This is a genomic window from Pseudomonas sp. MAG733B, from assembly GCF_036884845.1.
Classification (GTDB): Bacteria; Pseudomonadota; Gammaproteobacteria; order Pseudomonadales; family Pseudomonadaceae; genus Aquipseudomonas.
In genome coordinates this window covers 3,340,230-3,363,722 of sequence record NZ_CP145732.1, presented here as the reverse complement: position 1 = coordinate 3,363,722, position 23,493 = coordinate 3,340,230, and the positions used below count along the sequence as shown (strand labels likewise).

25 protein-coding genes are annotated in these 23,493 nt (G+C 60.9%); 12 read left to right on the top strand and 13 right to left on the bottom strand.

The window, feature by feature from the left end; translation table 11 throughout:
- Position 1: 1 nt before the first annotated feature.
- The 3 genes from V6Z53_RS15650 to fabI are packed head-to-tail and all read left to right on the top strand — an operon-like array spanning position 2 to position 3,448.
- Positions 2-1,021, top strand: coding sequence for an ABC transporter permease (locus V6Z53_RS15650; RefSeq protein WP_338580476.1), 1,020 nt, complete (start codon positions 2-4; stop codon positions 1,019-1,021).
- Position 1,022: 1 nt separating this feature from the next.
- Positions 1,023-2,633 (top strand): ABC transporter ATP-binding protein, encoded by a 1,611-nt coding sequence (locus V6Z53_RS15645; RefSeq protein ID WP_338580474.1) that lies wholly within the window; start codon positions 1,023-1,025, stop codon positions 2,631-2,633.
- Positions 2,634-2,653: 20 nt separating this feature from the next.
- Positions 2,654-3,448: an enoyl-ACP reductase FabI gene (fabI, locus tag V6Z53_RS15640; protein WP_034146538.1), complete on the top strand. Its 795-nt coding sequence runs from the start codon at positions 2,654-2,656 to the stop codon at positions 3,446-3,448.
- 170 nt (positions 3,449-3,618) lie between these two features.
- Here the strand turns inward: fabI and V6Z53_RS15635 are convergent, their stop codons facing one another.
- Positions 3,619-4,479, bottom strand: coding sequence for a LysR family transcriptional regulator (locus V6Z53_RS15635; protein ID WP_338580472.1), 861 nt, complete (start codon positions 4,477-4,479; stop codon positions 3,619-3,621).
- Positions 4,480-4,592: 113 nt separating this feature from the next.
- On the opposite strand from V6Z53_RS15635, the gene V6Z53_RS15630 reads away from it, so the two are divergent.
- The gene (locus V6Z53_RS15630; protein ID WP_338580470.1) at positions 4,593-5,018 is read left to right on the top strand and encodes a VOC family protein; all 426 of its coding nucleotides are present in this window, start codon (positions 4,593-4,595) and stop codon (positions 5,016-5,018) included.
- A 47-nt stretch (positions 5,019-5,065) separates the two neighbouring features.
- Here V6Z53_RS15630 and V6Z53_RS15625 read toward each other — a convergent pair whose 3' ends face one another.
- The 6 genes from V6Z53_RS15625 to V6Z53_RS15600 all read right to left on the bottom strand — a co-directional run bounded on the left by V6Z53_RS15625 (position 5,066) and on the right by V6Z53_RS15600 (position 11,075).
- The gene (locus V6Z53_RS15625) at positions 5,066-5,647 is read right to left on the bottom strand and encodes a GGDEF domain-containing protein (RefSeq protein ID WP_338580469.1); all 582 of its coding nucleotides are present in this window, start codon (positions 5,645-5,647) and stop codon (positions 5,066-5,068) included.
- 73 nt (positions 5,648-5,720) lie between these two features.
- Positions 5,721-6,302 carry a hypothetical protein gene (locus tag V6Z53_RS15620; protein ID WP_338580468.1) on the bottom strand — a complete coding sequence of 194 codons (582 nt, stop codon included), beginning with the start codon at positions 6,300-6,302 and terminating at the stop codon, positions 5,721-5,723.
- A 1-nt stretch (position 6,303) separates the two neighbouring features.
- Positions 6,304-8,472, bottom strand: a complete 2,169-nt coding sequence (locus V6Z53_RS15615; RefSeq protein WP_338580467.1) for a xanthine dehydrogenase family protein molybdopterin-binding subunit — start codon at positions 8,470-8,472, stop codon at positions 6,304-6,306.
- A 7-nt stretch (positions 8,473-8,479) separates the two neighbouring features.
- A complete protein-coding gene (locus V6Z53_RS15610; RefSeq protein ID WP_160389805.1) occupies positions 8,480-8,935 on the bottom strand; it encodes a (2Fe-2S)-binding protein in 456 nt (151 codons plus the stop codon).
- 737 nt (positions 8,936-9,672) lie between these two features.
- Positions 9,673-10,827 (bottom strand): NnrS family protein, encoded by a 1,155-nt coding sequence (locus V6Z53_RS15605; protein ID WP_338580466.1) that lies wholly within the window; start codon positions 10,825-10,827, stop codon positions 9,673-9,675.
- Complete coding sequence (locus V6Z53_RS15600; protein ID WP_338580465.1) at positions 10,827-11,075, bottom strand: transmembrane sensor/regulator PpyR; 249 nt, start codon at positions 11,073-11,075, stop codon at positions 10,827-10,829. The genes V6Z53_RS15605 and V6Z53_RS15600 overlap by 1 nt, the downstream gene beginning before the upstream one ends.
- Positions 11,076-11,339: 264 nt before the next feature.
- On the opposite strand from V6Z53_RS15600, the gene V6Z53_RS15595 reads away from it, so the two are divergent.
- Together V6Z53_RS15595 and V6Z53_RS15590 are read left to right on the top strand one after the other, a co-directional pair.
- Positions 11,340-11,843: a VOC family protein gene (locus V6Z53_RS15595; protein ID WP_338580464.1), complete on the top strand. Its 504-nt coding sequence runs from the start codon at positions 11,340-11,342 to the stop codon at positions 11,841-11,843.
- Positions 11,844-11,876: 33 nt separating this feature from the next.
- Complete coding sequence (locus V6Z53_RS15590; protein ID WP_338580462.1) at positions 11,877-12,710, top strand: AraC family transcriptional regulator; 834 nt, start codon at positions 11,877-11,879, stop codon at positions 12,708-12,710.
- Here the strand turns inward: V6Z53_RS15590 and V6Z53_RS15585 are convergent, their stop codons facing one another.
- Together V6Z53_RS15585 and V6Z53_RS15580 are read right to left on the bottom strand one after the other, a co-directional pair.
- On the bottom strand, positions 12,711-13,298 hold the full coding sequence (locus V6Z53_RS15585; RefSeq protein ID WP_338580461.1) for a LysE family translocator: 588 nt from the start codon (positions 13,296-13,298) through the stop codon (positions 12,711-12,713).
- A 90-nt stretch (positions 13,299-13,388) separates the two neighbouring features.
- Positions 13,389-14,720, bottom strand: a complete 1,332-nt coding sequence (locus V6Z53_RS15580; RefSeq protein ID WP_338580460.1) for a PLP-dependent aminotransferase family protein — start codon at positions 14,718-14,720, stop codon at positions 13,389-13,391.
- A gap of 89 nt (positions 14,721-14,809) precedes the next feature.
- Here V6Z53_RS15580 and V6Z53_RS15575 point away from each other — a divergent pair, with 89 nt between their 5' ends.
- Positions 14,810-15,706 (top strand): DMT family transporter, encoded by an 897-nt coding sequence (locus V6Z53_RS15575; RefSeq protein WP_338580459.1) that lies wholly within the window; start codon positions 14,810-14,812, stop codon positions 15,704-15,706.
- Positions 15,707-15,709: 3 nt separating this feature from the next.
- Here V6Z53_RS15575 and V6Z53_RS15570 read toward each other — a convergent pair whose 3' ends face one another.
- Positions 15,710-16,339, bottom strand: a complete 630-nt coding sequence (locus V6Z53_RS15570) for a hypothetical protein (RefSeq protein WP_338580458.1) — start codon at positions 16,337-16,339, stop codon at positions 15,710-15,712.
- Positions 16,340-16,541: 202 nt separating this feature from the next.
- Here V6Z53_RS15570 and V6Z53_RS15565 point away from each other — a divergent pair, with 202 nt between their 5' ends.
- The 3 genes from V6Z53_RS15565 to V6Z53_RS15555 are packed head-to-tail and all read left to right on the top strand — an operon-like array spanning position 16,542 to position 18,944.
- Complete coding sequence (locus V6Z53_RS15565; protein WP_338580456.1) at positions 16,542-17,162, top strand: LysE family translocator; 621 nt, start codon at positions 16,542-16,544, stop codon at positions 17,160-17,162.
- Between the two features lie 55 nt (positions 17,163-17,217).
- Positions 17,218-18,300 (top strand): trifunctional transcriptional activator/DNA repair protein Ada/methylated-DNA--[protein]-cysteine S-methyltransferase, encoded by a 1,083-nt coding sequence (locus V6Z53_RS15560; protein ID WP_338580455.1) that lies wholly within the window; start codon positions 17,218-17,220, stop codon positions 18,298-18,300.
- Positions 18,301-18,326: 26 nt separating this feature from the next.
- Positions 18,327-18,944: a DNA-3-methyladenine glycosylase gene (locus V6Z53_RS15555; RefSeq protein ID WP_338580454.1), complete on the top strand. Its 618-nt coding sequence runs from the start codon at positions 18,327-18,329 to the stop codon at positions 18,942-18,944.
- 132 nt (positions 18,945-19,076) lie between these two features.
- Here the strand turns inward: V6Z53_RS15555 and V6Z53_RS15550 are convergent, their stop codons facing one another.
- From V6Z53_RS15550 to V6Z53_RS15540, 3 genes are all read right to left on the bottom strand, one after another.
- Positions 19,077-20,174 (bottom strand): extracellular solute-binding protein, encoded by a 1,098-nt coding sequence (locus tag V6Z53_RS15550; RefSeq protein ID WP_338580453.1) that lies wholly within the window; start codon positions 20,172-20,174, stop codon positions 19,077-19,079.
- A gap of 3 nt (positions 20,175-20,177) precedes the next feature.
- The gene (gene aguA / locus V6Z53_RS15545) at positions 20,178-21,302 is read right to left on the bottom strand and encodes an agmatine deiminase (RefSeq protein WP_338580452.1); all 1,125 of its coding nucleotides are present in this window, start codon (positions 21,300-21,302) and stop codon (positions 20,178-20,180) included.
- 100 nt (positions 21,303-21,402) lie between these two features.
- Positions 21,403-22,287, bottom strand: coding sequence for a LysR substrate-binding domain-containing protein (locus V6Z53_RS15540; RefSeq protein WP_338580451.1), 885 nt, complete (start codon positions 22,285-22,287; stop codon positions 21,403-21,405).
- Positions 22,288-22,550: 263 nt separating this feature from the next.
- Here V6Z53_RS15540 and V6Z53_RS15535 point away from each other — a divergent pair, with 263 nt between their 5' ends.
- Complete coding sequence (locus V6Z53_RS15535) at positions 22,551-22,946, top strand: PaaI family thioesterase (protein WP_338580450.1); 396 nt, start codon at positions 22,551-22,553, stop codon at positions 22,944-22,946.
- Positions 22,947-22,984: 38 nt separating this feature from the next.
- On the top strand, positions 22,985-23,473 hold the full coding sequence (locus tag V6Z53_RS15530) for a GFA family protein (protein ID WP_338580449.1): 489 nt from the start codon (positions 22,985-22,987) through the stop codon (positions 23,471-23,473).
- Positions 23,474-23,493: the final 20 nt, after the last annotated feature.

Here is a 23,493-nt window from a genome sequence, read left to right as displayed (position 1 = left end):
GATGAACCTGTCCCCTCTCAATCGCCGCCGCTTCGAACTGTTCAAGGCCAACAAGCGCGGCTGGTGGTCGCTGTGGCTGTTTTTGGTCCTGTTCGGCGCCAGCCTCGGCGCCGAGCTGATCGCCAACGACAAGCCGCTGGTGGTGCATTACGACAACGGCTGGTACTTCCCGGCACTCAAGCGTTACCCGGAAACCACCTTCGGCGGCGAGTTTCCGCTGGAAGCCAACTACAAGAGCCCGTACATCCGCGAACTGCTCAAGGCCAAGGATGCCTGGGTGTTGTGGGCGCCGATTCCGTTCAGCTACCAGAGCATCAACTATGACCTGAAAGTCCCGGCGCCCGCGCCGCCCTCGGCGGACAACCTGCTGGGCACCGACGACCAGGGCCGCGACGTGCTGGCCCGAGTGATCTACGGTTTCCGCGTTTCGGTGCTGTTCGCCCTGACGCTGACCGTACTCAGCTCGATCATCGGCGTGATTGCCGGTGCGTTGCAGGGCTTCTACGGCGGCTGGGTCGATCTGGCCGGGCAGCGTTTCCTGGAGATCTGGTCCGGGTTGCCGGTGCTGTACCTGCTGATCATCCTCGCCAGTTTCGTCCAGCCGAATTTCTGGTGGCTGCTGGGGATCATGCTGCTGTTTTCCTGGATGAGCCTGGTGGACGTGGTGCGCGCCGAGTTCCTGCGCGGGCGTAACCTGGAATACGTGCGTGCCGCCCGGGCGCTGGGCATGCAGAATGGCGCGATTATGTTCCGCCACATCCTGCCCAACGCCATGGTCTCGACCATGACCTTCATGCCGTTCATCCTGACCGGCGCCATCGGTACGCTGACCGCCCTGGACTTCCTCGGCTTCGGCTTGCCGGCCGGCAGCCCGTCGCTGGGCGAACTGGTGGCCCAGGGCAAATCCAACCTGCAGGCGCCGTGGCTCGGCATGAGCGCGTTTGCCGTGCTGGCATTGATGTTGAGTTTGCTGGTGTTCATCGGCGAGTCCGCTCGCGATGCCTTCGACCCGAGGAAGTGAAATGAATCAGGACAATCTGATCGAAGTGCGCGACCTCGCCGTCGAATTTGTCGTCGGTGATCACAGTCAGCGCGTGGTTGAAGGCGTCAGTTTCGACATCAAGCGCGGTGAAACCCTGGCGCTGGTGGGCGAAAGCGGTTCCGGCAAATCGGTGACTGCGCACTCGATCCTGCGTTTACTGCCCTACCCGCTCGCCCGGCATCCGTCCGGCACCATTGAGTACGCCGGACAAAACCTGCTGAACCTGAAAGAAAAAACCATCCGCCACATCCGCGGTAACCGGATTGCGATGATCTTTCAGGAGCCGATGACCTCGCTCAACCCGCTGCACTCGATCGAGAAGCAGATCAACGAGGTGCTGGGCATCCACAAAGGCCTGGTCGGCAAAGTCGCGACCAAGCGTACTTTGGAGCTGCTGGAGATGGTCGGCATCCCCGAGCCGGAAAAACGCCTGAAGGCCCTGCCTCATGAGTTGTCCGGCGGTCAGCGCCAACGCGTGATGATCGCCATGGCCCTGGCCAACGAGCCGGAGCTGCTGATCGCCGACGAGCCGACCACCGCGCTGGACGTGACCGTTCAGCTGAAAATCCTCGAATTGCTCAAGGAATTGCAGGCCCGCCTGGGCATGGCGCTGCTACTGATCAGTCACGATTTGAACCTGGTGAAAAGAATTGCGCATCGCGTATGTGTCATGCAGCGCGGTTGCATCGTCGAACAGGCATCGTGCGAAGAGTTGTTCCGCGCGCCGCAGCATCCGTACACTCGGATCCTGCTGGCAGCGGAGCCCAGCGGGACGCCGGCGACCAATGAAATCGGCCCGCCACTGCTGGCAGTCGAGGACCTGAAAGTCTGGTTCCCGATCAAGAAAGGCCTGCTCAAGCGCACGGTGGATTACGTCAAAGCGGTGGACGGCATCAATTTCAGCCTGCCCCAGGGCCAGACGTTGGGGATTGTGGGTGAAAGCGGTTCCGGCAAGTCGACGCTGGGGCTGGCGATCTTGCGGTTGATCGGCAGCAAAGGCGCGATCCGTTTTGAAGGCAAACAGCTAGACTGCCTGACGCAGCAACAGGTCAGGCCGCTGCGTCGAGAGATGCAGGTGGTGTTTCAGGACCCGTTTGGCAGCCTGAGCCCGCGGATGTGCGTGAGCCAGATCGTTGGCGAAGGCCTGCGGATCCACAAGATCGGCACCGAGGCGGAACAGGAGCAAGCAATCATTGCGGCACTCAAGGAGGTAGGTCTGGACCCGGAAACCCGGAACCGCTACCCCCACGAATTTTCCGGCGGGCAACGGCAGAGAATCGCCATTGCCCGGGCATTAGTGCTAAAACCGGCGTTGATTCTGCTGGACGAGCCGACTTCGGCCCTCGACCGCACCGTGCAACGCCAAGTGGTGGAGCTTTTGCGTTCACTGCAAAGCAAGTACAACCTGACGTATCTGTTTATCAGCCATGACCTGGCTGTGGTGAAAGCGCTGAGCCACCAGCTGATGGTGGTCAAGCATGGCCAAGTGGTCGAACAGGGAGACGCGCAAAGCATTTTTGCCGCCCCCCAACATCCGTATACACAGCAGTTGCTGGAAGCCGCTTTTTTGGCACCAGCCACTGCGCAATAACCTGAAAAGAGGAGCAACACATGGGTTTTCTCGCCGGTAAGCGCGTACTGATCGTCGGTGTCGCCAGCAAGCTGTCCATCGCATCCGGCATCGCTGCCGCCATGCATCGCGAGGGCGCTGAGCTTGCCTTCACTTATCAGAACGACAAACTCAAGGGTCGTGTCGAAGAGTTCGCACAAGGCTGGGGTTCGAGCCCTGAGCTGTGCTTCCCGTGCGACGTGGCCAGCGATGCAGAAATCGCCAAGGTCTTCGAGGAACTGAGCAAGAAGTGGGACGGCCTGGACTGCATCGTGCACTCCGTCGGCTTCGCCCCGGGCGACCAACTGGACGGCGACTTCACCGAAGCCACCACCCGTGAAGGTTTCCGCATCGCTCACGACATCAGCGCCTACAGCTTCGTGGCCTTGGCCAAGGCTGGCCGCGAAATGATGAAAGGCCGCAACGGCAGCCTGCTGACCCTGTCGTACCTGGGCGCCGAGCGCACCATGCCGAACTACAACGTAATGGGCATGGCCAAGGCTTCCCTGGAAGCCGGCGTCCGTTACCTGGCCGGCTCCCTGGGCCCGGACGGCACCCGCGTAAACTGCGTATCGGCCGGCCCGATCCGCACCCTCGCCGCTTCCGGCATCAAGAACTTCCGCAAGATGCTGGCCGCCAACGAAGCGCAAACCCCGCTGCGTCGCAACGTCACCATCGACGAAGTCGGCAACGCCGGCGCCTTCCTGTGCTCGGACCTGGCTTCCGGCATCAGCGGCGAAATCATGTACGTGGACGGTGGTTTCAACACCACGGCCATGGGCAACATCGAAGAGTGATCTTCGGTTAGCCAATAAAAAACCCGCCTGTTTTGGCGGGTTTTTTTGCCTGGGATTTCACGTTCAACACGATAAAATGTGGGAGCGGGCTTGCTCGCGAAAGCGGTGGGTCATTAAACGTCGATGTTGACTGACACGACGCTTTCGCGAGCAAGCCCGCTCCCACAGGTTTAGTGTTGCGTCAGGCACCGCGCAAACAACTGCTGAATCGGCTGTTGTCGCTGGCTGTAGCGCTGCAACAAGACGATCTCCCGATAAAAGGTCAATTCGCCCAAGCGAATTACCCTCACCTTTGCCCCATGTTCAAGCCACAACCCGGCCTCGGGTAGCAGCGAAATACCCAAACCGCACTCAACCATTTTCACAATGGCTTCCAGCTCATCCAGTTCCAGGGCAACGTGCACATCAATCTGTTGTTCACGCAGAAACCGCGTAACCAGCCGTCCGCCGAACGAGTTGCGGTCGTAGCGTACATGGGGGTGTTCGGCGAGTAACTGCAACGGGTCGTCGCCTTCGAGGTCCGCGGGCACGATCAGCACGAAGGGCTCGCGGCGGATCACTTGCGCCGACAATTCCTTGGGCAATTCGAATGGCGGTTTGATCATGATCGCCAGGTCCACTTCGCCCGTGTCCACCTGACTCAACAAATTGAGCGACACACCGGGCACAAGTTTCGGTTCCAGCAATGGTGCTTGCTGGCGCAATCGCAGCAGAGTCTGGGGCAGCAACCCGGTTTGCACCGTCGCGACTGCGCCGATTTTCAGTTCGCCACGGTACTCGCTGACGTCATCGCTGACTGCCATGCGGCTGAAGGTCTCGAGCATTTCCCTGGCCATCGGCAACGCGCGCTGCCCCGCCGCATTGAGCAGCGCCTGACGCCCGGTTCGATCGAATAGACGAATGCCGAGGGCCTGTTCCAGATTGCGGATCTGCGCGCTGACCGCCGACTGCGTCAATCCGATGTGCATACCCGCCGCCGCAAACGTGCCGTAGCGTGCCACGGCGATAAAGGTCTTCAACTCGCGCAGCATGGCGCTACCTCGATTGATCGAAATAATTTGAGCTCGGCGCAAAAACTATCGTCTTTCAATCAAAATGCACAGGGCTAAACTCGACTCAACTTCCCATGATCGAGGCTCGCCTGATGCAACTCTCTCCTTTTCACCTGGCCATTCCTGTCTACGACCTGGCTGCCGCGCGGCACTTTTATGGTTCGATTTTTGGCCTGGAAGAAGGTCGCTCCAGCGATCATTGGGTCGATTTCAACTTTTTCGGTCATCAACTGGTGATTCACCTGGCGCCGAAAAACGCGTCACAGGAAGCCGCGCACACCAACGCCGTCGACGGCCATGACGTGCCGGTGCCGCACTTTGGTGTGGTGTTGGGGATGGCGGAATGGGAAGCACTGGCCGAGCGCTTGCAGTCGCTGGGGACGCACTTCGTGATTGAGCCGGGGATTCGTTTTCAGGGGTTGGTGGGCGAACAGGCGACGATGTTTTTGTTCGATCCTTGCGGGAATGCGCTGGAGTTCAAGGCGTTCAAGGATATTGGGCAGTTGTTTGCCAAATAGCAGGAGGATGCGCTGGCTCCCACAGGGGGATGCATTCCAAATGTGGGCTACCGGCCCATCACCCTTTCAGCCTCAGCCAAAAGCTCTTCCATCGAACCATGCAACGTCGGATCAAACTCGATCTGCCCAATGCTGAAACGAATATCAAACCCGCGATGCACGGTGGCATTGCGTTCATCGAGCATCTCTTCAAGCCGAGCCTTGATCGCCGTGAGATCCATACTGCCGGAGCCGGTCAGCAACGCGACAAAGGTCGCGCCTTCCAGGCGGCCGATCACATCGCTTTCCCTGAAACCAATGCGCAGCACATCGGCGAAAGTTTTCAGGGCGTCGTCACCCTCGGCGCGGCCAAACAGGTAGTTGATGCGCTTGAACTCATCGAGGTTGAAAAACAGCAGCGTCGCCGGCCGCTCCAAGTGTGCGCAGGCCTCCAGCCCCATATGGGCCAGTGCAATGAAGCCGTGGCGATTGGGTAACAGCGTCAGCTCATCCATGCTTGCCATCTGCACGCCCGTCAGCTCTTTTTCAGCCTTGCGGGCCAGGTCGCGTAGCAGTTCGCGCTCCTGTAACGGCGTGCGCAATGGGTCTGCAACTACGCCTTTTTTGTGCGGCTTGCCTGAAATCAGCATCACATACTCCAGTGTGGGTATGTTCTTTAGAGCCCTCGATACCGGGTTTGACTCCCTGTTTACGGGCCGTTGGTCAGCTACCCACCACCGGACACGGCCCACCGGCATCCGCCCAGAGCTTGAATTGCGTGACGAAAATATCGTGCGGCACCGGCACCGGCGCGCGTTTACCGCCCGGATTCCAGCCCCACAGCACCAGTTTGTCTTCGCTGACATGCTTGATCAGCGCGGCGACATCCCGGTCACCGTTGGCCTTGCGATCCTTGATCATGCTGCACAGTTTGTCCGCTGGCAGGCCGATCCAGGCCATTTTGTGCGCCGCTGGCGGCAGGCTCCAATGTGGCGCACCTGGCGGCGCCTTGGGTCCGTAACTGGCCGGTGGATTGGCTTCGGCGTGGCAACTGGCGCAGGGCAAACCGGCCGCGCCTTTGCCGTCCATGCCGCGCACGACGTTCATCGCATGGGGCGTTCCGGCATCGAATTGCAACGGCGAGTCGCCGGGAATGTGGCAGTTCTGGCAGCGCGGGTTCTGGAAGACCTGTTGCACGGTGTCGAAGGCTTTCAGCGCCTCCTTGTCATCTGCGAACAGCTCCGTTGCATAGATAAAAAGGCAAAGCAGCAGCACCGAACCGAGCAACCAATGATGTCGTTTCATCTCACACCCCCGACAGCTGCAACGGCAGCTCACGCAGGCGTTGTCCGGTCAGGGCGAACACCGCGTTGGCCACCGCCGGCGCCGTCGGCGGCACGCCGGCCTCGCCGATGCCACCGGGTTTATCGCTGCTGGGCACGATGTGCACTTCAACCACCGGCATCTCGTTGAGCCGCAGCACTTGATAGTCGTGGTAGTTGGATTGCACCACTTGGCCGCCCTTGAACGTCAGGTGACTGTGCAAGGTAAAACCCAGGCCAAAGGCGATACACGATTCCATTTGCGCCGCGATGCTCTGCGGATTCACCGCAATCCCGCAATCCACCGCACACACCACCCGATGCACGCGGATCGCCAGGTTGTCCTGGGACACCTCGGCGACCTGCGCCACATAACTACCAAACGACTCATGCACCGCCACGCCCAAGGCATGGCCGTCCGGCAGCGGCGCTTTCCGATTGGCTTTTTCCACCGCAAGGTTCAACACGCCCAGGTGTCGCGGATGTTCCTTGAGCAGTGTCCGCCGGTACTCCACCGGGTCTTTGCCCGCCGCGCTGGCCAGTTCATCGATCAACGATTCCATGACAAACGCCGTATGACTGTGCCCCACCGACCGCAACCACAGCACACTGATGCCGGTTTTCGGTGAGTGCAGTTCAACCTGATGGTTGGCCATCCCCTCAAGGTAGGGACTGTCCGCCACACCTTCGACCGAGGTCTTGTCGATACCATCCTTGACCATGGCCGCTTCTAGCATGGTGCCGGCCATGATCGACTGCCCGACCATCACATGCTTCCACGCCACCGGCATGCCATCGGCTCCCAAACCGACCTGCGCCTGATGCAGGAAAGCCGAGCGGTAGTAGCCGCCGCGGATATCGTCCTCGCGCGCCCAAACGGTTTTTACCGGTCCACCAGCCGCTTTGGCGACGTACACCGCTTCGGCGACAAAGTCCGACGTCGGATTGGCTCGCCGACCGAAACCGCCGCCAAGAAACTCGGTGTGGATCTCGACCTGCTCGGGTTTGAGCCCGGTGATTTTCCCGGCGACCATTTGGTCCAGAGTCTGGAACTGCGTGCCAGTCCAGATTTCGCATTTGTCTTTGCTGATTTTCACGGTGCAGTTGAGCGGCTCCATCGGTGCGTGGGCCAGGTACGGCACGCTGTACTCGACATCGATTTTCTTTGCCGCTGTTGCCAGCGCAGCCTTGGTATCTCCCGCCTGACTGGCCGGCAGACCGGGAGTGGCGGCGAGTTTGCGAAAGTCCTCCAGCAGTTTCTGACTGTCGAGACCGGTGTTCGGCCCCAGGTCCCACTCGACGTGCAGCGCATCGCGCCCCAGCTTCGCCGCCCAATAGTGATCGGCGATCACTGCCACGCCGGTCGGCACCTGCACCACTTTGTGCACGCCGGGCACCGCCAGCGCTTCCGCGCCTTCGAAGGATTTTACGCTGCCGCCAAACACCGGCGAACGGGCGACCATGGCAGTCATCAGGCCATCGAACTGCACATCCATGCCGAATTTTGCACGCCCGGTGATTTTCTCCGGCGTGTCCAGGCGCTTGGTGGGTTTGCCGATGAGTTTCCAGTCCTTGGCATCTTTGAGTTTGATCGACGCAGGGTCCGGCACCGGGAGCTTGCCGGCGTCATCAGCCAGTTCGCCGTAAGTAGCGCGCTGGTCGCTGGCAATCACCACGCCCGATTCGGTGCGAATCTGCGAAGGCGCCACGTTGAAGCGCTTCGCCGCCGCCTCGATCAACATCAATCGCGCTGCCGCACCCGCCTGGCGATAGCGATCGAACTCCATCCAGGTCGAGGTCGAGCCACCGGTAATCTGCATCCCGCCGAAACCGGCCAGACCATAATCGGCGGCTGAGGCTGGTGAATGTTCGACCTTTATTTTCGACCAGTCGGCGTCCAGCTCTTCGGCGATCAGCATGGTCAGGCCGGTCCAGATGCCCTGGCCCATTTCCGAATGGCCGAGCAATACCGTGACGCTGTTGTCGTTGCCGATGCGCAGAAAGGCGTTGGGTGCGAACACATTGCCCTGATTCTCGGCCGCCGCGGCAAAACGATGGGCACCGGGAATGACAAACGCCACCACCAGCCCACCGCCCAGCACGGCAGAACCCTTGAGAAAACCGCGACGTGATAACGGGTTGAGACTGTTCATGGCCACCTCAACCCAACTCGGCGGCGCGTTTGACCGCGGCGCGGATTCTTGGATAGGTGCCGCAACGGCAGATGTTGCCCGACAGCGCCTGATCGATGTCGCTGTCGGTCGGTTGCGGAATCTTCGCCAGCAACGCCGCCGCCGACATGATCTGCCCGGACTGGCAGTAACCGCACTGCACCACGTCGAGCTCAGCCCAGGCTTGTTGCACCGGGTGCGAGCCGTCGGTGGACAGGCCTTCGATGGTGAGGATTTTTTGCCCGTGGGCCACGGCCGTGGCGGGGGTGATGCAGGAGCGTAGTGGAGCGCCATCGACGTGCACGGTGCAGGCGCCGCATTGGGCCATGCCGCAGCCGAATTTGGTCCCGGTCAGGTGCGCGACATCGCGCAAGACCCAGAGCAACGGCATGTCCGCAGGGACATCCAGCTCCTGGTCCTGACCATTGATGTTCAGGGTCAACATTGCGAAGGTCCTCAGACTCACGGTGTTCTGAAGGGGGGCGTCGCTGTGGTGATCTGGAACCTACGCGCGCCTCGGGTTATCTCTACAGCTAAGCGCAAATTGATCCGGTGGCTGGGGTGTATCGACCACCGGTCACGCAAGTTGTGTTGGTTCGGGTGTACATATCCGTTGTTTTTGTAACGGCGACTTAGGGTTCCGCCCTTACGGCACCGCGAGGCGGCCTACCGGCCGGCCTGGTCATTAGTTCGTGCACATTTCCCTGTAGGAGCTGTCGAGTGCAACGAGGCTGCTCCTACATTGGGCGTGATACAGCACAAAATCAGGTCGGCTGTCAGGCCGCCATCGCCAGCAGGCTGGCTCCCACAGTGGATCGGCGTACACCCAAGCTCTTCACCACTCAACAGGCCGAGCGTTAGCTCGCCTGCCGCTTTTGATCCACCCGCCCCATCGGGAGGCTGAGTGGAGGCGTTCATCCGGGGGTGGGCGCGTAGCGCCGTGCGGCGAAGCCGCACACATCGAGAGGAGGTCGTCGCGAAGCAGACCGGAGGCGATGCCCCCGGATGAATGCCGGAGCGAAGGAACACCGAGCCTTAGCGAGGAGCCGTACGTAAGGGGCGAGACCTTTGCTTCCTTTGGGCTGGGCCGGCACTCCGGCGTTTGCCAAAGGGAGTCGCCGTAAGGGCGAAACCATAAGCCGCCGTTACCGCAGCAACGGATATGTACTCAAATCAAAAAAATCAAACCCTAGGCCCAAACAAAACCCCGCTATAACGCACCAAAAACACCCCAAACCCCAAACACCAAAGCAACGCCGACAACCCCAGCCCCAACCCGGAAAACGGCACCAACACCACCCGCAAAACCCCCGCAAACAACACCAGAACAAACCCCGCAACAATCGCTTTCGAAGGCACCAAAGCGCGCCCCGTATGCCCCAGACTAACCCGAGCAATCATCGCCAGAATCAACCCACCCACGCCACCCACCGCCAGCGAGTGAGTCGCCAGACTCTGCTGCGGCATCACGCCCAGGTGCCACAACGCCATGGCAAAAACCGCCACCACCAGCCACACATAAGACAGATACAACGACCACAACAACGGCACACCCCACATGCCGCGGTCATGCCATCGCCACAGACGAAACACGTGCAAAACACCCATCAACAAAAATACCGCCGCCAGCCAAAGCCTGGGCACGTCGTGCAAGCCAAGGGCAAATGTCAGCGCAACAAAAAAACCACTCACCATCAGGACCCGCGTCGGCCATGGATTGGCAATCGGTGAAGCCGGACGATTCAAACCACGCTGGATAAAGAACGGAATCACCCGCCCGCCAATCACACTCATCAGCGCAGCCACCAGCCACAGCGCGGCCAACGCACCACGCCGTTGCAGGCCGACGTCGTCGATCCAGAGGCCCCACAGCGTCATGGCCTGACACCCGGCCAGCAACGCGACCATCAACAGAATCGGATAATTGTCACGCTTGCGTGCAGCCACCAGATCGCGGCCCAGCACCCCGGCCAACAGCGGCAGGAAAGGTACTTGCAGCAACAGCAACACCGCAGGGGAAACCGGCAACAACCAGACGATCCGTGCCAGCAGCCAAACCAGCACCAGCCCGATCAACGGCCAGCCCTTGAGCCCTGGTCGACCCGTCCAGTTCGGCACCGCCGTCAGCAGGAACCCGGCGATGATCGCCACGGCGAACCCGAACGGCATTTCATGCCGGTGCCACGCAAGCATGCCGCCCACCGGTTGCGCGCCGGGTAATCGGCCGTACAGCCACAGCGCCCAGATCGCTACCGCCAGTGCGGCGAACGCGGCGCCCGCCAGGAAGAACGGACGAAAGCCGAGACTGAAGACTGGGGCGCCGGCCAGTTTGCGCATCAGGCCAGCGCCACTTTCAGAGGCTTGCTCAACCGGTGCTGGGACAGCAGGCGCATCACATAACCGATTTTCAGCAAGGTCGGACCGACGATGGTCATTGCGTGCAACGACACCAGCGCGATGATCGACAGGTGACCTTCGTAAAGGTAAGCGCCGTAGATCCCGGCCAGCAGCATCGCCAGGCCAACGCCGAGTACACGGCTTGAGAGTTGCAGAACATTCTGAGGATTGCTGAAGAAATGGAACATTTTCCGTACTCCTGTCGCAGTTCAGTTGTACGTACGGTGTATCAAGTCTCGTGCCAGATTTTGAAGCCTTATAAATCAGTTACTTGATAAAACATGAGTCATATCGACTCCACCCATAAATAGTCTTATCGACAATTAAAGAGGTCAATTTGACTCCTTTTTACACATCTCCCAACACACTTGGCGATCTACGGCACAACCAGACAAGCCGAGGCTGGCTACGCTGATAGTCCAGCATGCAAAAACCTGCCAAGGAGACCCGCCATGCTCCACGCTCAAAAACTCACGCCCTGCCTGTGGTTCGATGGCCAGGCCGAAGAGGCTGCGAATTTCTATTGTGCGATCTTCGATCACGCAAAAATCACCGCCATCACGCATTACGGCAAGGCTGGACAAGAGGTTCACGGTCACGCCGAGGGTTCGGTACTGACGGTCAGTTTCGAACTCGATGGACAGACGTTCACCGGCCTCAACGGTGGTCCGAACTTCAAGTTCAACGAAGCGATCTCGTTCCAGGTCAACTGCCAGACCCAGGAAGAAGTTGACCACTTCTGGGGACGGTTGTCCGCTGGCGGGCCGGTTGAGGCGCAGCAGTGCGGCTGGCTCAAGGATAAATACGGCGTGTCGTGGCAGATCGTGCCGGTGGCGATGATGGAGATGCTCAAAGACCCTGACACAACCAAATCCCAGCGCGCCATGGCGGCGATGATGCAAATGAAAAAACTGAATATCGCCGAGCTGCAACGAGCCTTTAACGGCGAGAGCTAATACACTCCGCCGCTGATCTGCCAAGGACTGACCATGAAGCTCTCCAAGCCCAAGGACACCGACAAGGCCCCGCGTTTCTGGCGCGATGACGCCCTGCCCTTCATCGAGGCGCGCGCCATCGCCGATGGGCGCGAGGTCTGCTACACCCGGCACGCCCACGAGCACTTTTCCATCGGTGCGATCACCGCCGGGCGCAGCACTTATGTCCACGAGCAATCACAGTTCGAGGTCAGCGCCGGCACCGTGGTGCTGATGAATCCCGGTGATGTGCATGCCTGCAATCCGATCGACGACCAGCCCTGGTCGTACCTGATGCTGTACGTCGATACCGCGTGGCTCACTGACTTGCAGCATCAACTTGGATTCAGCGATGACCTGGCGTTTCGCCGATTTGCGATCACTCATACTGCTGACGTTGATCTGCTTGCGGGTCTTGAAGCTTTGTATGAAGTGCTGGTCGATCCGCAGCAGGATGTGCTGCGCAAACACAGCGCGGCGGTGGAGTTTTTCAGCGAAGTGCAGCTACGGCTGAACCCGATCGATCAGCCGTTGCGCGAGCCGAATTTCAAACTGGAACGCGCCGCCGATTTCATCCGCGAACACTGCACGCAGATGCTCAAGCTCGAAGACATTTGCGAGGCGGCGCAGTTGTCGCCGTCGTACCTGATCCGCGCGTTCAAGCAGCATTACGGCATGACGCCCCACGCCTTCCTGGTCAACCGGCGCATCCAGTTCGCCCGGGATCAATTGCGCAGCGGCAAGCTGATCGCCGATGTTGCACTCGAAGCAGGATTTGCCGATCAGGCGCATTTTCAACGGGCGTTCAAACAGCATCTGGCGGCGACGCCGGGACAGTATCGCGGCTGATCAAGGCAACAGCAGATACACCGCACTCACCGCCAGCAACAACGCCATGACCCGGTTGAACCAGCGCATGCCCGCCGGGTTGTTCAGATAGCCGCGCAAGAACGTCCCTGCATAGGCCCAGCACCCGACCGACACATAGCAAATCACCAGATACACCGCCGCGAATTGCCAGACTAAACGCGCCTCGCCATCGGCAACGAATGCGCCCATGCCGGCCACGCAGGCCAGCCACGCCTTCGGATTGAGCCATTGCATGACCGCGCCATACAGCATCGACGGCGCGCGGCCCGAGTCCTTCGCCTCCAGTTGCCCGTTGTCGGCCGCCAGTTTGAACGCCATGTACAACAGGAACGCCACACCGGCCCATTGCACAACCTGGGTCATGGCCGGCCAAATCTGCAACAACTCATGCAAGCCGAGCCCCATCAGCACCAGCAGCAACACAAATCCCAGGGTCGCCCCGGCCACATGCCGCTGACTGGCCTTGAAGCCGAAACGCGCCCCCGAACTCAATGCCACGATGTTCACCGGCCCCGGCGTGATTGAAGCGGCCAGCGCAAACGCGGCCATGGACATGATCAAACTCATCGCACACCTACTCTCAGTCAATTGAACCAGGCCCCAAGGTAAAGAGCCCACTAGTGCACGTATTGAAGAAAACTACCCTGAGAGCATCCGCTATGAGTAATAGCCAACCACCCTCTTCACTTTCACCAACGCCTGGCGCAGCGAGTCCATGTCCACCGAGCCCAGCGCCAGGCGAATCGCGTGCGGCACATGGGTGGTGATGGCAAAGGGTTCGGCGGGCGACACCGACACCTGCTCGCGCATCAACGCCATGGCGATCTGGTCGGCACGGGCGTCTTCGGCCAACGGCAGCCAGATGAAATACGACGACGGATGGCTGATGGTCCTGAGCCCCGCCAGCACCTCGCGCGCCAGCGCTTGCCGGGCCTGAGCGTCCGCACGTTTTTGCGCTTCCAGTTTGAGCACGGTGCCGTCGTCGAGCCAGGCCGTGGCAATCGCCGTCATCACGCCCGGCGTATTCCAGGTGGTCGCCATGATCGTGCGTTCAAACCCGGCGATCCATTGCGCTGGCGCGGCGATAAAGCCGACGCGCAAACCGGTGGCGATGTTCTTGGATAAACCGCTGACGTACACGGTTCGCTCGGGCGCCATTTCAGCCAGCGGTGGCGGAACGTTTTCGGCAAGAAACGCGTAGGCCGCGTCCTCGATGATCGTCAGGTCATGCTGGCGCGCAATCGCCACCAACCGTTCGCGCTGCTCGACATCCATCACCCAGCCCAGCGGATTGTGCAAAGTCGGCATCGAGTACACGGCGCGTACCGGACGGCTGCGACAGAGTTTCTCCAGCGCGGCCAAATCAGGCCCGTTTTCCGTCACGGGAATGGGCAAGACTTCAAGGTGCAGTGTCTCGGCCAGCGTCTTGAAACCCGGATAGGTCAACGCGTCAGCGGCGATCACGTCGCCGGGCTTGAGCAGCGTCATCATCACCACCGCCAGGCCATGCTGGGCGCCGCTGACGATCAACACCTGTTCAGCCGGCACACTCAAACCCCGCTCGCCCAAATGCCGCGCGACTGAAGCGCGTTCGTGCAGGCGTCCGGCGTGGGGCTGGTAGCGCAGAAGGGCTTCGAGATCGCCGGACAACGCGAGCTGACGCAGCGCGTTGCGCAACAGGTCAGCTTGTCCGGGCAATGACGGATAGTTGAAGTTCAGATCGATCATTCCCGCGGCCACCACGGACTGCGAAATGCCCTGCCCCGGCGGCAGCGAAGTTTCCCTGACAAACGTCCCGCGCCCGGTTTCGCCGCTGACCAGGCCCATGCTTTCAAGCTCGGCATACACCCGGCTGGCGGTGACCAGCGCCAGGCCGTGCTCGGTGGCTAGTTGCCGGTGCGTCGGCAGGCGCGTACCGGGCGGCAGTTGCCCCGAGCGAATGTCGGCGGCAAAGGCGTCAACCAGGGTTTTGTAGCGGGAACGAGGCATGTCGAGATGTATCCATGACAATTTTTTGATTGTATTGATACTCAGCCATACGATGGCTTTCGTGCAATCAATAAGTGAGCGTAAGCCAGATGGAACGGACTTCGAACCTGCAAAACCGGACGCTGGACAGCAATGCCAGTGGCTGGATCAATGGCCTGATCGGTGTGGTGATCTTCAGCGGTTCGCTGCCGGCGACCCGGCTGGCGGTGCTCGAATTTGACCCGGTATTCCTGACCGTGGCCCGCGCCACCATCGCGGCGACTCTGGCGCTGTGCCTGCTGCTGTTGTTCAAGGAAAAACGCCCTGCGCGCAGCCAAATCGTGCCGCTGATCATCGTGGCTATGGGCGTGGTGGTCGGCTTTCCCCTGCTGACCGCGCTGGCCTTGCAGTACGTGACCTCGGCGCACTCCATCGTCTTCGTCGGCCTGCTGCCACTCGCGACGGCGGTGTTCGGTGTACTGCGCGGCGGCGAGCGCCCACGGCCGGTGTTCTGGATTTTCTCGGTCCTGGGCAGTCTGCTGGTGGTCGGGTTCGCCGCCTCCCAAGGCCTGACCGCCTCACCGCAGGGCGACATCCTGATGCTGTTGGCGATCCTGGCCTGCGGCCTCGGTTATGCCGAAGGCGCGAAGTTGTCGCGCACGCTCGGCGGTTGGCAGGTGATTTCCTGGGCGCTGGTGCTGGCGTTGCCGGTGATGGCGGTGCTGACGTGGTGGCGGATGCCGGCGTCGTTCAACGGGATCAGCACGCCAGCGTGGTTCAGCCTGGCGTACGTGTCGCTGTTCAGCATGCTGATCGGTTTCGTGTTCTGGTATCGCGGGCTCGCCCAAGGCGGGATTGCCGCCGTCGGCCAACTGCAACTGCTGCAACCGTTTTTTGGCTTGGCACTGGCGGCCACCTTGCTGCACGAACACGTCAGCATTGGCATGCTTGGCGTCACGCTCGCAGTGATCCTCTGCGTCGCCGGAGCGAAGCGATTCGCCAAATGACATTCAAGGCAACGTGTCGACCTTGTGCGTCGTCACTGCAGGGTCCCGCCGGGCGTTTTCCATGGCCGCCACCAGATCCTTGGCGCCCGAGCCCCATTTCGAAATGACCTTGAAGGCGTCGGTGAAGGAGACGTCCAGCGGATGCACGCGGCTGGCTTCGAGGATGTAGATCGCTCCAGCCAATGGCGTCGGCACCGACGGCACGAAAATGGTGTAGCGACCATCCTCGAACACCTCGATGATGAAGGCCGGGACCAGCGCCTCTTCGATCTCGACCAGCGCGGGTCTCCACACCGTTTGGTGGCTGTCTCCCGCCACCTGCTGCGTCAGGCTGCGGAACAGTCCGTAGCCGGGAATGCGTTCGAACAAACCCTTTTCCGCTCGTTCCCGGGCCGCTCTACCCAATCGCGTACGCAGGCCTGCGCCGATCAGGAAGCAGATCAACAACACCAGGATCAACGACAAGAATTGTTCGGCAGGCAGCCACTCCGGAAGGATTTTGGTGAAGGGCCGCACCAGTTGCCCGAGGGATTTCATGCCCTTGAGCAACACCAGAATGGCCAGGTAGATCGGGATGATCACCAGCAGACCAGCGATCACCCGTTTGGTGAAATACGCGAGAACCTGTTTCATGTGCACTACCCTCGTCTTAGGACTGGGCCGCGCGAACCGACGTCGGCTGATTGACGATAGTACGAGACCGCCGGCCTCACAAGGACAGCACAGGCGCTGGGAAACAGCCCCTTGTACGGCGATTTCTTCCCGTGACTGTATGGGTCGGGCACCCCGAAAGTCGTGATAAAAATACGGTTCTCGCTACAGGAGCCGCCCCCCCATGGACCTCGCCACCCTCACACTCTTTCTGCCGGCCTGCTTCGCCCTGAACATGGCGCCGGGGCCGAACAACCTGCTGTCGGTCAGCAACTCGACCCGCTACGGCTACCGCACCGCGTGTGTGGCCGGCGTCGGCCGCTTGCTGGCGTTCGCCGGGATGATCGCCCTCGCCTCGGCGGGCCTGGCGGTGGTGCTGCAAACCTCTGAGCTGTTGTTCTACGGAATCAAGATTCTGGGTGCCGCGTACCTGTTCTACCTCGCCTGGCAACTGTGGCGGGCTGACCCCGGTGTAGAAAACGTATCGACCGGCGCAAAAGCCGGATTGCTGGCGCTGGCCCGACAGGAGTTTCTGGTGGCGGCGGGCAATCCCAAGGCGATCCTGATCTTCACCGCGTTCCTGCCGCAATTCGTCGACCCGACCCGCGCCATCACCCCGCAATTTGCGGTGTTGGGCGCAATGTTCCTGGTACTGGAATGGATCGCCATCGCAGCCTACGCCTACATGGGTTTGCACATGCGTCGCTGGTTCGCCAAGCCGTCGGGCAAGCGGATATTCAACCGTTGCTGCGCGGGGTTGTTGTCGGCCGCGGCCTCGGTGTTGCTGATGGCGCGGCGGGCCTGAATTCCCTGTCGATTTTCCGGTGGAAGCCGGCCATGACGCGTTCTATGCTGCGCCCATGAACCTACAAAACACGCTGTTGCCGCCCCACGCCGAGATGGTTCGCGCCATGCTCGAACGAGACACCGCCTACGAGGGGGTGTTCTTCACGGCGGTCAAGACCACCGGGATCTTCTGCCGACCAGGCTGCACCGCACGCAGCCCGAAACCGGAGAATGTCGAGTTCTTCGCCCACGCCGATGAATGCCTGGCGGCGGGCTACCGCGCGTGCCTGCGTTGCAAACCCATGGACGCTGCTGCGATCGCGCCGGACTGGGTGCAGAAGCTGCTCAGATCGGTAGACATTGATCCCGAGCTGCGCTGGACCGATGCGCAGTTGCAGGCCGAAGGTATCGAACCGCTGAAATTGCGCCGCTGGTTCAAGCAGCATTTCGGCATGACCTTTCATGCCTGGCTGCGCACCCGACGGCTGGGCATGGCGTTGGGTGGGATCAAACAGGGCGATTCGATCGACAGCGCGGCGTTCGACTCAGGCTACGAATCCCTGAGCGGGTTTCGCGATGCCTTCCAAAAGTCTTTCCACATAACACCGGGCCGCGCCGCCAACAGTGAGCCCTTGCTGTTCACCCGGCTGACCACGCCGCTGGGGCCGATGATCGCCATGGCCGAGCGTCGTGGACTGGTGCTGCTGGAGTTTCTCGACCAGCCTTCGCTGACCCGCGAAGTGGATGCACTACAGAATCGCTATGGCTACGCCGTGGCACCGGGGCACAACGGGCATTTGCAGCAAATCGAAGAGCAACTGGCCGCGTACTTTGCCGGTCACCGCACTGAATTCAGCGTGGCCCTGCACATGCCCGGCAGCGAGTTCTCCCGCCAGGTCTGGGCCGAGCTGGCAAAAATCCCATACGGCCGAACCACCACCTACGGCGCTATCGCAGCGACGCTCGGCAAGCCTGGTGCCAGTCGCGCCGTGGGGCTGGCCAACGGACACAACCGCCTCTCGATTGTCGTGCCCTGCCATCGGGTGATCGGTGCCGACGGCTCGTTGACGGGCTACGCTGGAGGCCAGCCGCGCAAGGCGTTTCTGCTCAGGCTGGAAAACGCGGCGGTGCAGATCACTGAACAACTCGCACTCTGATCCTCGTCAGCACTCAAGGATGCTTGATGTCCGACCTTTATTTGCCCGCGACGAAATTCCTGGCGTCTATCGATGACGATTGGCGTCGGCATATCGCCACCGTAGGCCCGTGCCTGCATCAACCCCACGCGGCTCGTGATCCCTATGAGTCGCTGGTGCGGGCGATTGCCTATCAACAACTGCACGCCAAGGCCGGGAATGCGATTGTCGGTCGGCTGCTGGCGTTGTTTCCATCGAGCGCGTTCCCGCGACCGGAGCAAATCGTCGCCACTGATTTCGACCGACTGCGCAGTTGCGGCTTTTCCGCCAGCAAGATCGCGACCATCCAGGGCATCGCCCAGGCGGCGCTGGATGGCGTGGTGCCGGATTACGCCACGGCGCTGGCCATGGACGATGAAGCGCTGATCGAGCGCCTGAACACGTTGCGCGGTGTGGGTCGCTGGACCGTCGAGATGCTGTTGATCTACAGCCTGGAACGGCCGGACATTCTGCCGGCCGATGACTTTGGCGTGCGTGAGGGGTATCGACGGCTGAAGGGGCTGGACGTGCAGCCGACGCGCAAGCAGATGATTGAGATCGGGTTGGCGTGGAGCCCTTATCGGACTGTGGCTGCGTGGTATTTGTGGCGGGTGGCGGGCAAGTAGACCGCATCATCGTTCTTCGCGAGCAAGCCCGCTCCCACATTTGACCGAGTACTCCTATAGGAATGCGGTCGAATGTGGGAGCGGGCTTGCTCGCGAAGGCGACAGTCCAGTCAATACATCAATCAAAGCCAATCACAACCCCGATTTCAAACGGCTGAACGCCCGGATCAGTGCCCGGTTGAACGCCTTGCCATTGTCATTCTTGCTGTACAACGACGCACGCACCGCCTGCGCCGGATAGGTCCCCGGATCGGCGCGAATCGCCGGGTCGATCAAGCCATCCGCCGCCGTGATCGCATTGGCGTAGTGGATGGTGTCGGTGATCGGTGCGATCACTTCAGGGGTCATCAGGTAGTCCATCAATGCCAGTCCAGCCTGAGGGTGCGGCGCGTCCTTGGGAATGACCATGGCGTCGAACCAGATCAACGTGCCCTCCTTCGGAATCCGGTATTTCAATGCGTACGGCTTGTTCGCCGCTTGCGCCTGACCCGCGGCGATAGCCACGTTGCCGTTCCACGACATCGCCACACAGGTGTTGCCGTTGGCCAGATCGCTGATATTCAGGTCGTTGTCGAAATAGCGGATGTACGGGCGGAACTTCGCCAGTTGCTGCTCGGCCAGTTTCAGGTCGTCGAGACTCTGGCGATTGATGTCCAGGCCCATGTACTTCATGACGGCGGCGAATACTTCGTTGGGATCGTTGAGCAGGCTGACCCCGCAATCGGCGAATTTCGATACCACGGCCGGGTCGAACAGCATCGCCCAACTGTCCGTGGGCGCATCGGGCAGACGCTGCTTGACGGCTTCCTGCTGGAAGCCCACGCCGGTGGTGCCCCAAGCGTAGATCCCGGCGTAGCGATTGCCCGGATCGAACACCGCCATGTGTTGGCGAAACTCCTCGCCGACCCCGGCAAAGTGCGGCAGTTGCTGCTTGTCCACGGTCTGGATCGCGCCGCTCTGAATCGCTCGGGACAGATGCTGCCCCGCCGTCAGTACCAGGTCATAGCCGCTGCGACCGGTGAGCAGTTTGGTCTCGACGGTTTCCAGGGAATCGAAGTGATCGACCACCACATGGATGCCGGTTTTCGCCTCGAAATTCTTCAGGGTGTCCGGGGCCAGGTACTCGCCCCAGATGTAAAGATTGACCACCGGTTTGGCGGTGTCAGCGGCCTGCACACACAGGGGTGCAAGCACCAGCATTAACGCTTGAGTCAGTTTGTGCAGGCCCATGATTTACGCTCCCTTTTTGTTGCTGGCGGTGCCGGCGTATTGCGGCATGGTGATGCACGCGACGTTGCCGCCGCCGAGGAGAATTTCCCGAGAGTTCTCGATGCCGACGATGTTGTGCTGCGGGAACAGTTCGGCGAGGGTCGCCATTGCCACTTTGTCGTTACGATCACCGAACAGCGGTACCACGATCGAGCTGTTGCCGGCGTAATAGTTGATGTACGACGCGCAGATTTTCGTTCCCGCCTGACGGGTATGGGTGCTGTCCTGCTGATCCAGGCCTTCGGCCTCTTCGGCGGTCCACTCCAGCACATCCGGTTGCGGCAGTTTGTGCACGGTCAACTCGCGGCCACGGCTGTCGCGGGTGCTGCGCAGGATGTCGTAGGCCTCCTGATAGATTTCCCACTGTGGGTCATCGCGATTGTCAGTCCATTGCAGCACCACTTCACCGGGACGAACGAAACAGGCGAGGTCGTCGACGTGGCCATCGGTTTCGTCGAACTTGCAGCCGCGAGGCAGCCAGATCACTTGCTCGGCGCCGAGGTAATCGGTCAGCCGGCGAGTGACTTCATCCTTGCCCAGATGCTGGTTGCGATTGCGGTTGAGCAGGCATTGCTCGGTGGTGAGGATGCTGCCCTGGCCGTCGCTCTGAATGCCGCCGAGCTCGGCAATCAACGGTGCGCGATAACGGTCGAAGCGTTCGATTTCAAGGATCTTGCTGGCGATCTGATCGTCCTTGTCCCACGGGTAGTACAAGCCCCCGTCGAGACCGCCATAAGCGTTGAATTCGAAGTCGACACCGCGTACTTCGCCGCTTTGGTCGTTGACTACGAAGCACGGGCCGCTGTCGCGGAACCAGGTGTCGTTGCAGGTCATTTCCACCACTCGCACTTGCGGAGGCAGCTGTCGACGCGCAGTGGCGAATTGCGCGGCGGAGGCACACACGGTCACCGGTTCGCTCATGGAAATCGCCGTGACGATCTGCACCCAGACTTTCTGCGCAGGCTTGGCGCCGTTGCGCCACACGTCGGTGCGCTCCGGCCAGCCGAGCCAGCAACCGGACTTGGTTTCGAATTCACCGGGCAGGCGGAAACCGTCGAGTTTGGGAGTGGAATCGAGCAAACGTGCCATGGGCAAACCTCATCAGCGGGGATTGGAATGACCACAGGCTAAAGTCGCCGGCGCCCTCCTCGCCAACGATGATTATTTCGGAACACTTGAATTAAACTCATCAATCGATCAGCTGATCGTTGAACCATTCCAGCATCTGCGCCACTGCCGGCCGCTCCAGCCGTACGCGTTCGCACACCAGCGCATATTGGCCCAACGCGGTCATGCTTGACGTGAATGGCCGCACCAGTCGACCGCTGAGCAAGTCTTCCTGCGCCGTCAGGTTGTCGCCCATGGCCACACCCTGCCCCTGCGCCGCCGCTTCCAGTGCCAACCCGGCGTGGGCGAAATACAGTTGTCGTTCGGGGCGTTGGTCGCCGGCATGGCTGGTGAGCCACGCGGTCCAGGTCTTGCCGTCCTGGTCGTCGTGCAGCAGGCAATGGCGCGCGAGATCCTTTGGGGTTTTCAGCGTGCCCTGGTTGAACAGGCCGGGGCTGCACACCGGGAAGAACTGCAACGCAGGCAATGGCCGGACGAAATACGCGCTGCTGTCTACCGGCCCGGTGCCGTAGGTGATCGCCAGGTCGATGTCCTCCCCCGGCGCCGTGGCGTCGATCGGTTGTTCGTAGAGATGCAGGGTGATGTGCGGATAACGCGCGTAGAAATCCGTGAGGCGGCTCATCAGCCACTTCTGCGCCAGCTCGGCGGTCACGGCCAGGCGCAACACGGCGAGGGATGACGGATCGCGCAATTCGTCGCAGGCCTCGCCGATCAGTTCGAAGGCTTGCTGCAGGCTTTGCATGAGGCGCCCGGCGGCCATGGTCGGGCGAATCTGCCGGCCTTCGCGGACAAACAGCGACACGCCGAGCTGTTCTTCCAGTTGGCGGATCTGATGGCTGACCGCGCTGTCGGTGACACACAACTCCGCCGCCGCCCGGCCGAAATGGGCATGACGGGCGGCGCATTCGAAGGTTCTGAGGGCTGCCAGGGAGGGTAAGCGTCGCATCGGGTCAGGTCCGGGATTCGGGGGTGTTCATGCTGACCTGATGGACCATGGTCGTCCAGTGGGTCCGCGTTATCGTTCATCGCCAGCAGGGCTAGCTCCCACAGGGAATTTGTGAAGGCCACAGATCCAATGTGGGAGCTAGCCCTGCTGGCGATGAGGCCGGCCCATTCACCACAATCCCGGCTGACTATCACCGTTCCTGATCAACGATGACACCGCCACCATCCCGGCGCATGTTGCTCTCTCAACCGGAGGGATTCGACATGCTCAACACACTCAAGCAAATCAACTCAACCTCAGCCTTCAACCGCTGGGCTGGCTTCGAAGTCACCCGCGCGGAGAGCGGTGAAGCCGAACTCAGCCTGGCGTTTCGTGAAGAGGACATGGCGCAATATGCCGGGTTCCTGCATGCCGGCCTGATCGGAGCAATGCTCGACACGGCGTGCGGTTTCGCCGCTGGAACGGTCGCCGGCAATGTCCTGGCTTCACACTTCACGGTCAACTGCCTGGCGCCCGCTGTCGGTGAGGTTTTCATCGCTCGGGGCAAGGTCGTCAAGGCCGGAAAAAAGCAGGTCTTTGCCCGCGCCGAGCTGTTCGCGCAAACGGGAGATCAACTGAAATTGGTCGCAACCGGCGATGCGATTCTGGTACCGGTCTAGGCTGATGGGATAAATCCCAAGACCTGCCGGAGGTCGCCATGCAACTCGAAGGCTCCTGCCATTGCGGCGCAGTGTCGTTCAGTCTGGCCAGCGCCCACCCCTACCCCTATCAACGCTGCTATTGCTCGATCTGCCGCAAGACCCAGGGAGGTGGCGGTTATGCAATCAACATTGCCGGCGACGCCAACAGCCTGAAAGTACGCGGGCGCAAAAACATCGCGATATACCATGCGCTGCTCAAGGGCGAAGGTGAGCAACGTGCCCACCGCAGCAGTGCCGAGCGACATTTCTGCTCGGTTTGCGGTTCGGGGTTATGGCTGTTCAGCCCGGAATGGCCGGAGTTGATCCACCCCTTCGCATCGGCCATCGATACCCCGTTGCCGGTGCCGCCGGAGCATACGCATTTGATGCTCAGCTCCAGGGCGCCTTGGGTCGAGGCCAAGGTGCGGCCGGGAGATAAACAATTTGATGTTTATCCCGAAGAGTCGATTGCGCAATGGCATGAACGACTGGGATTGAGTAAATAACACCGGGCATCAGCTTCCAA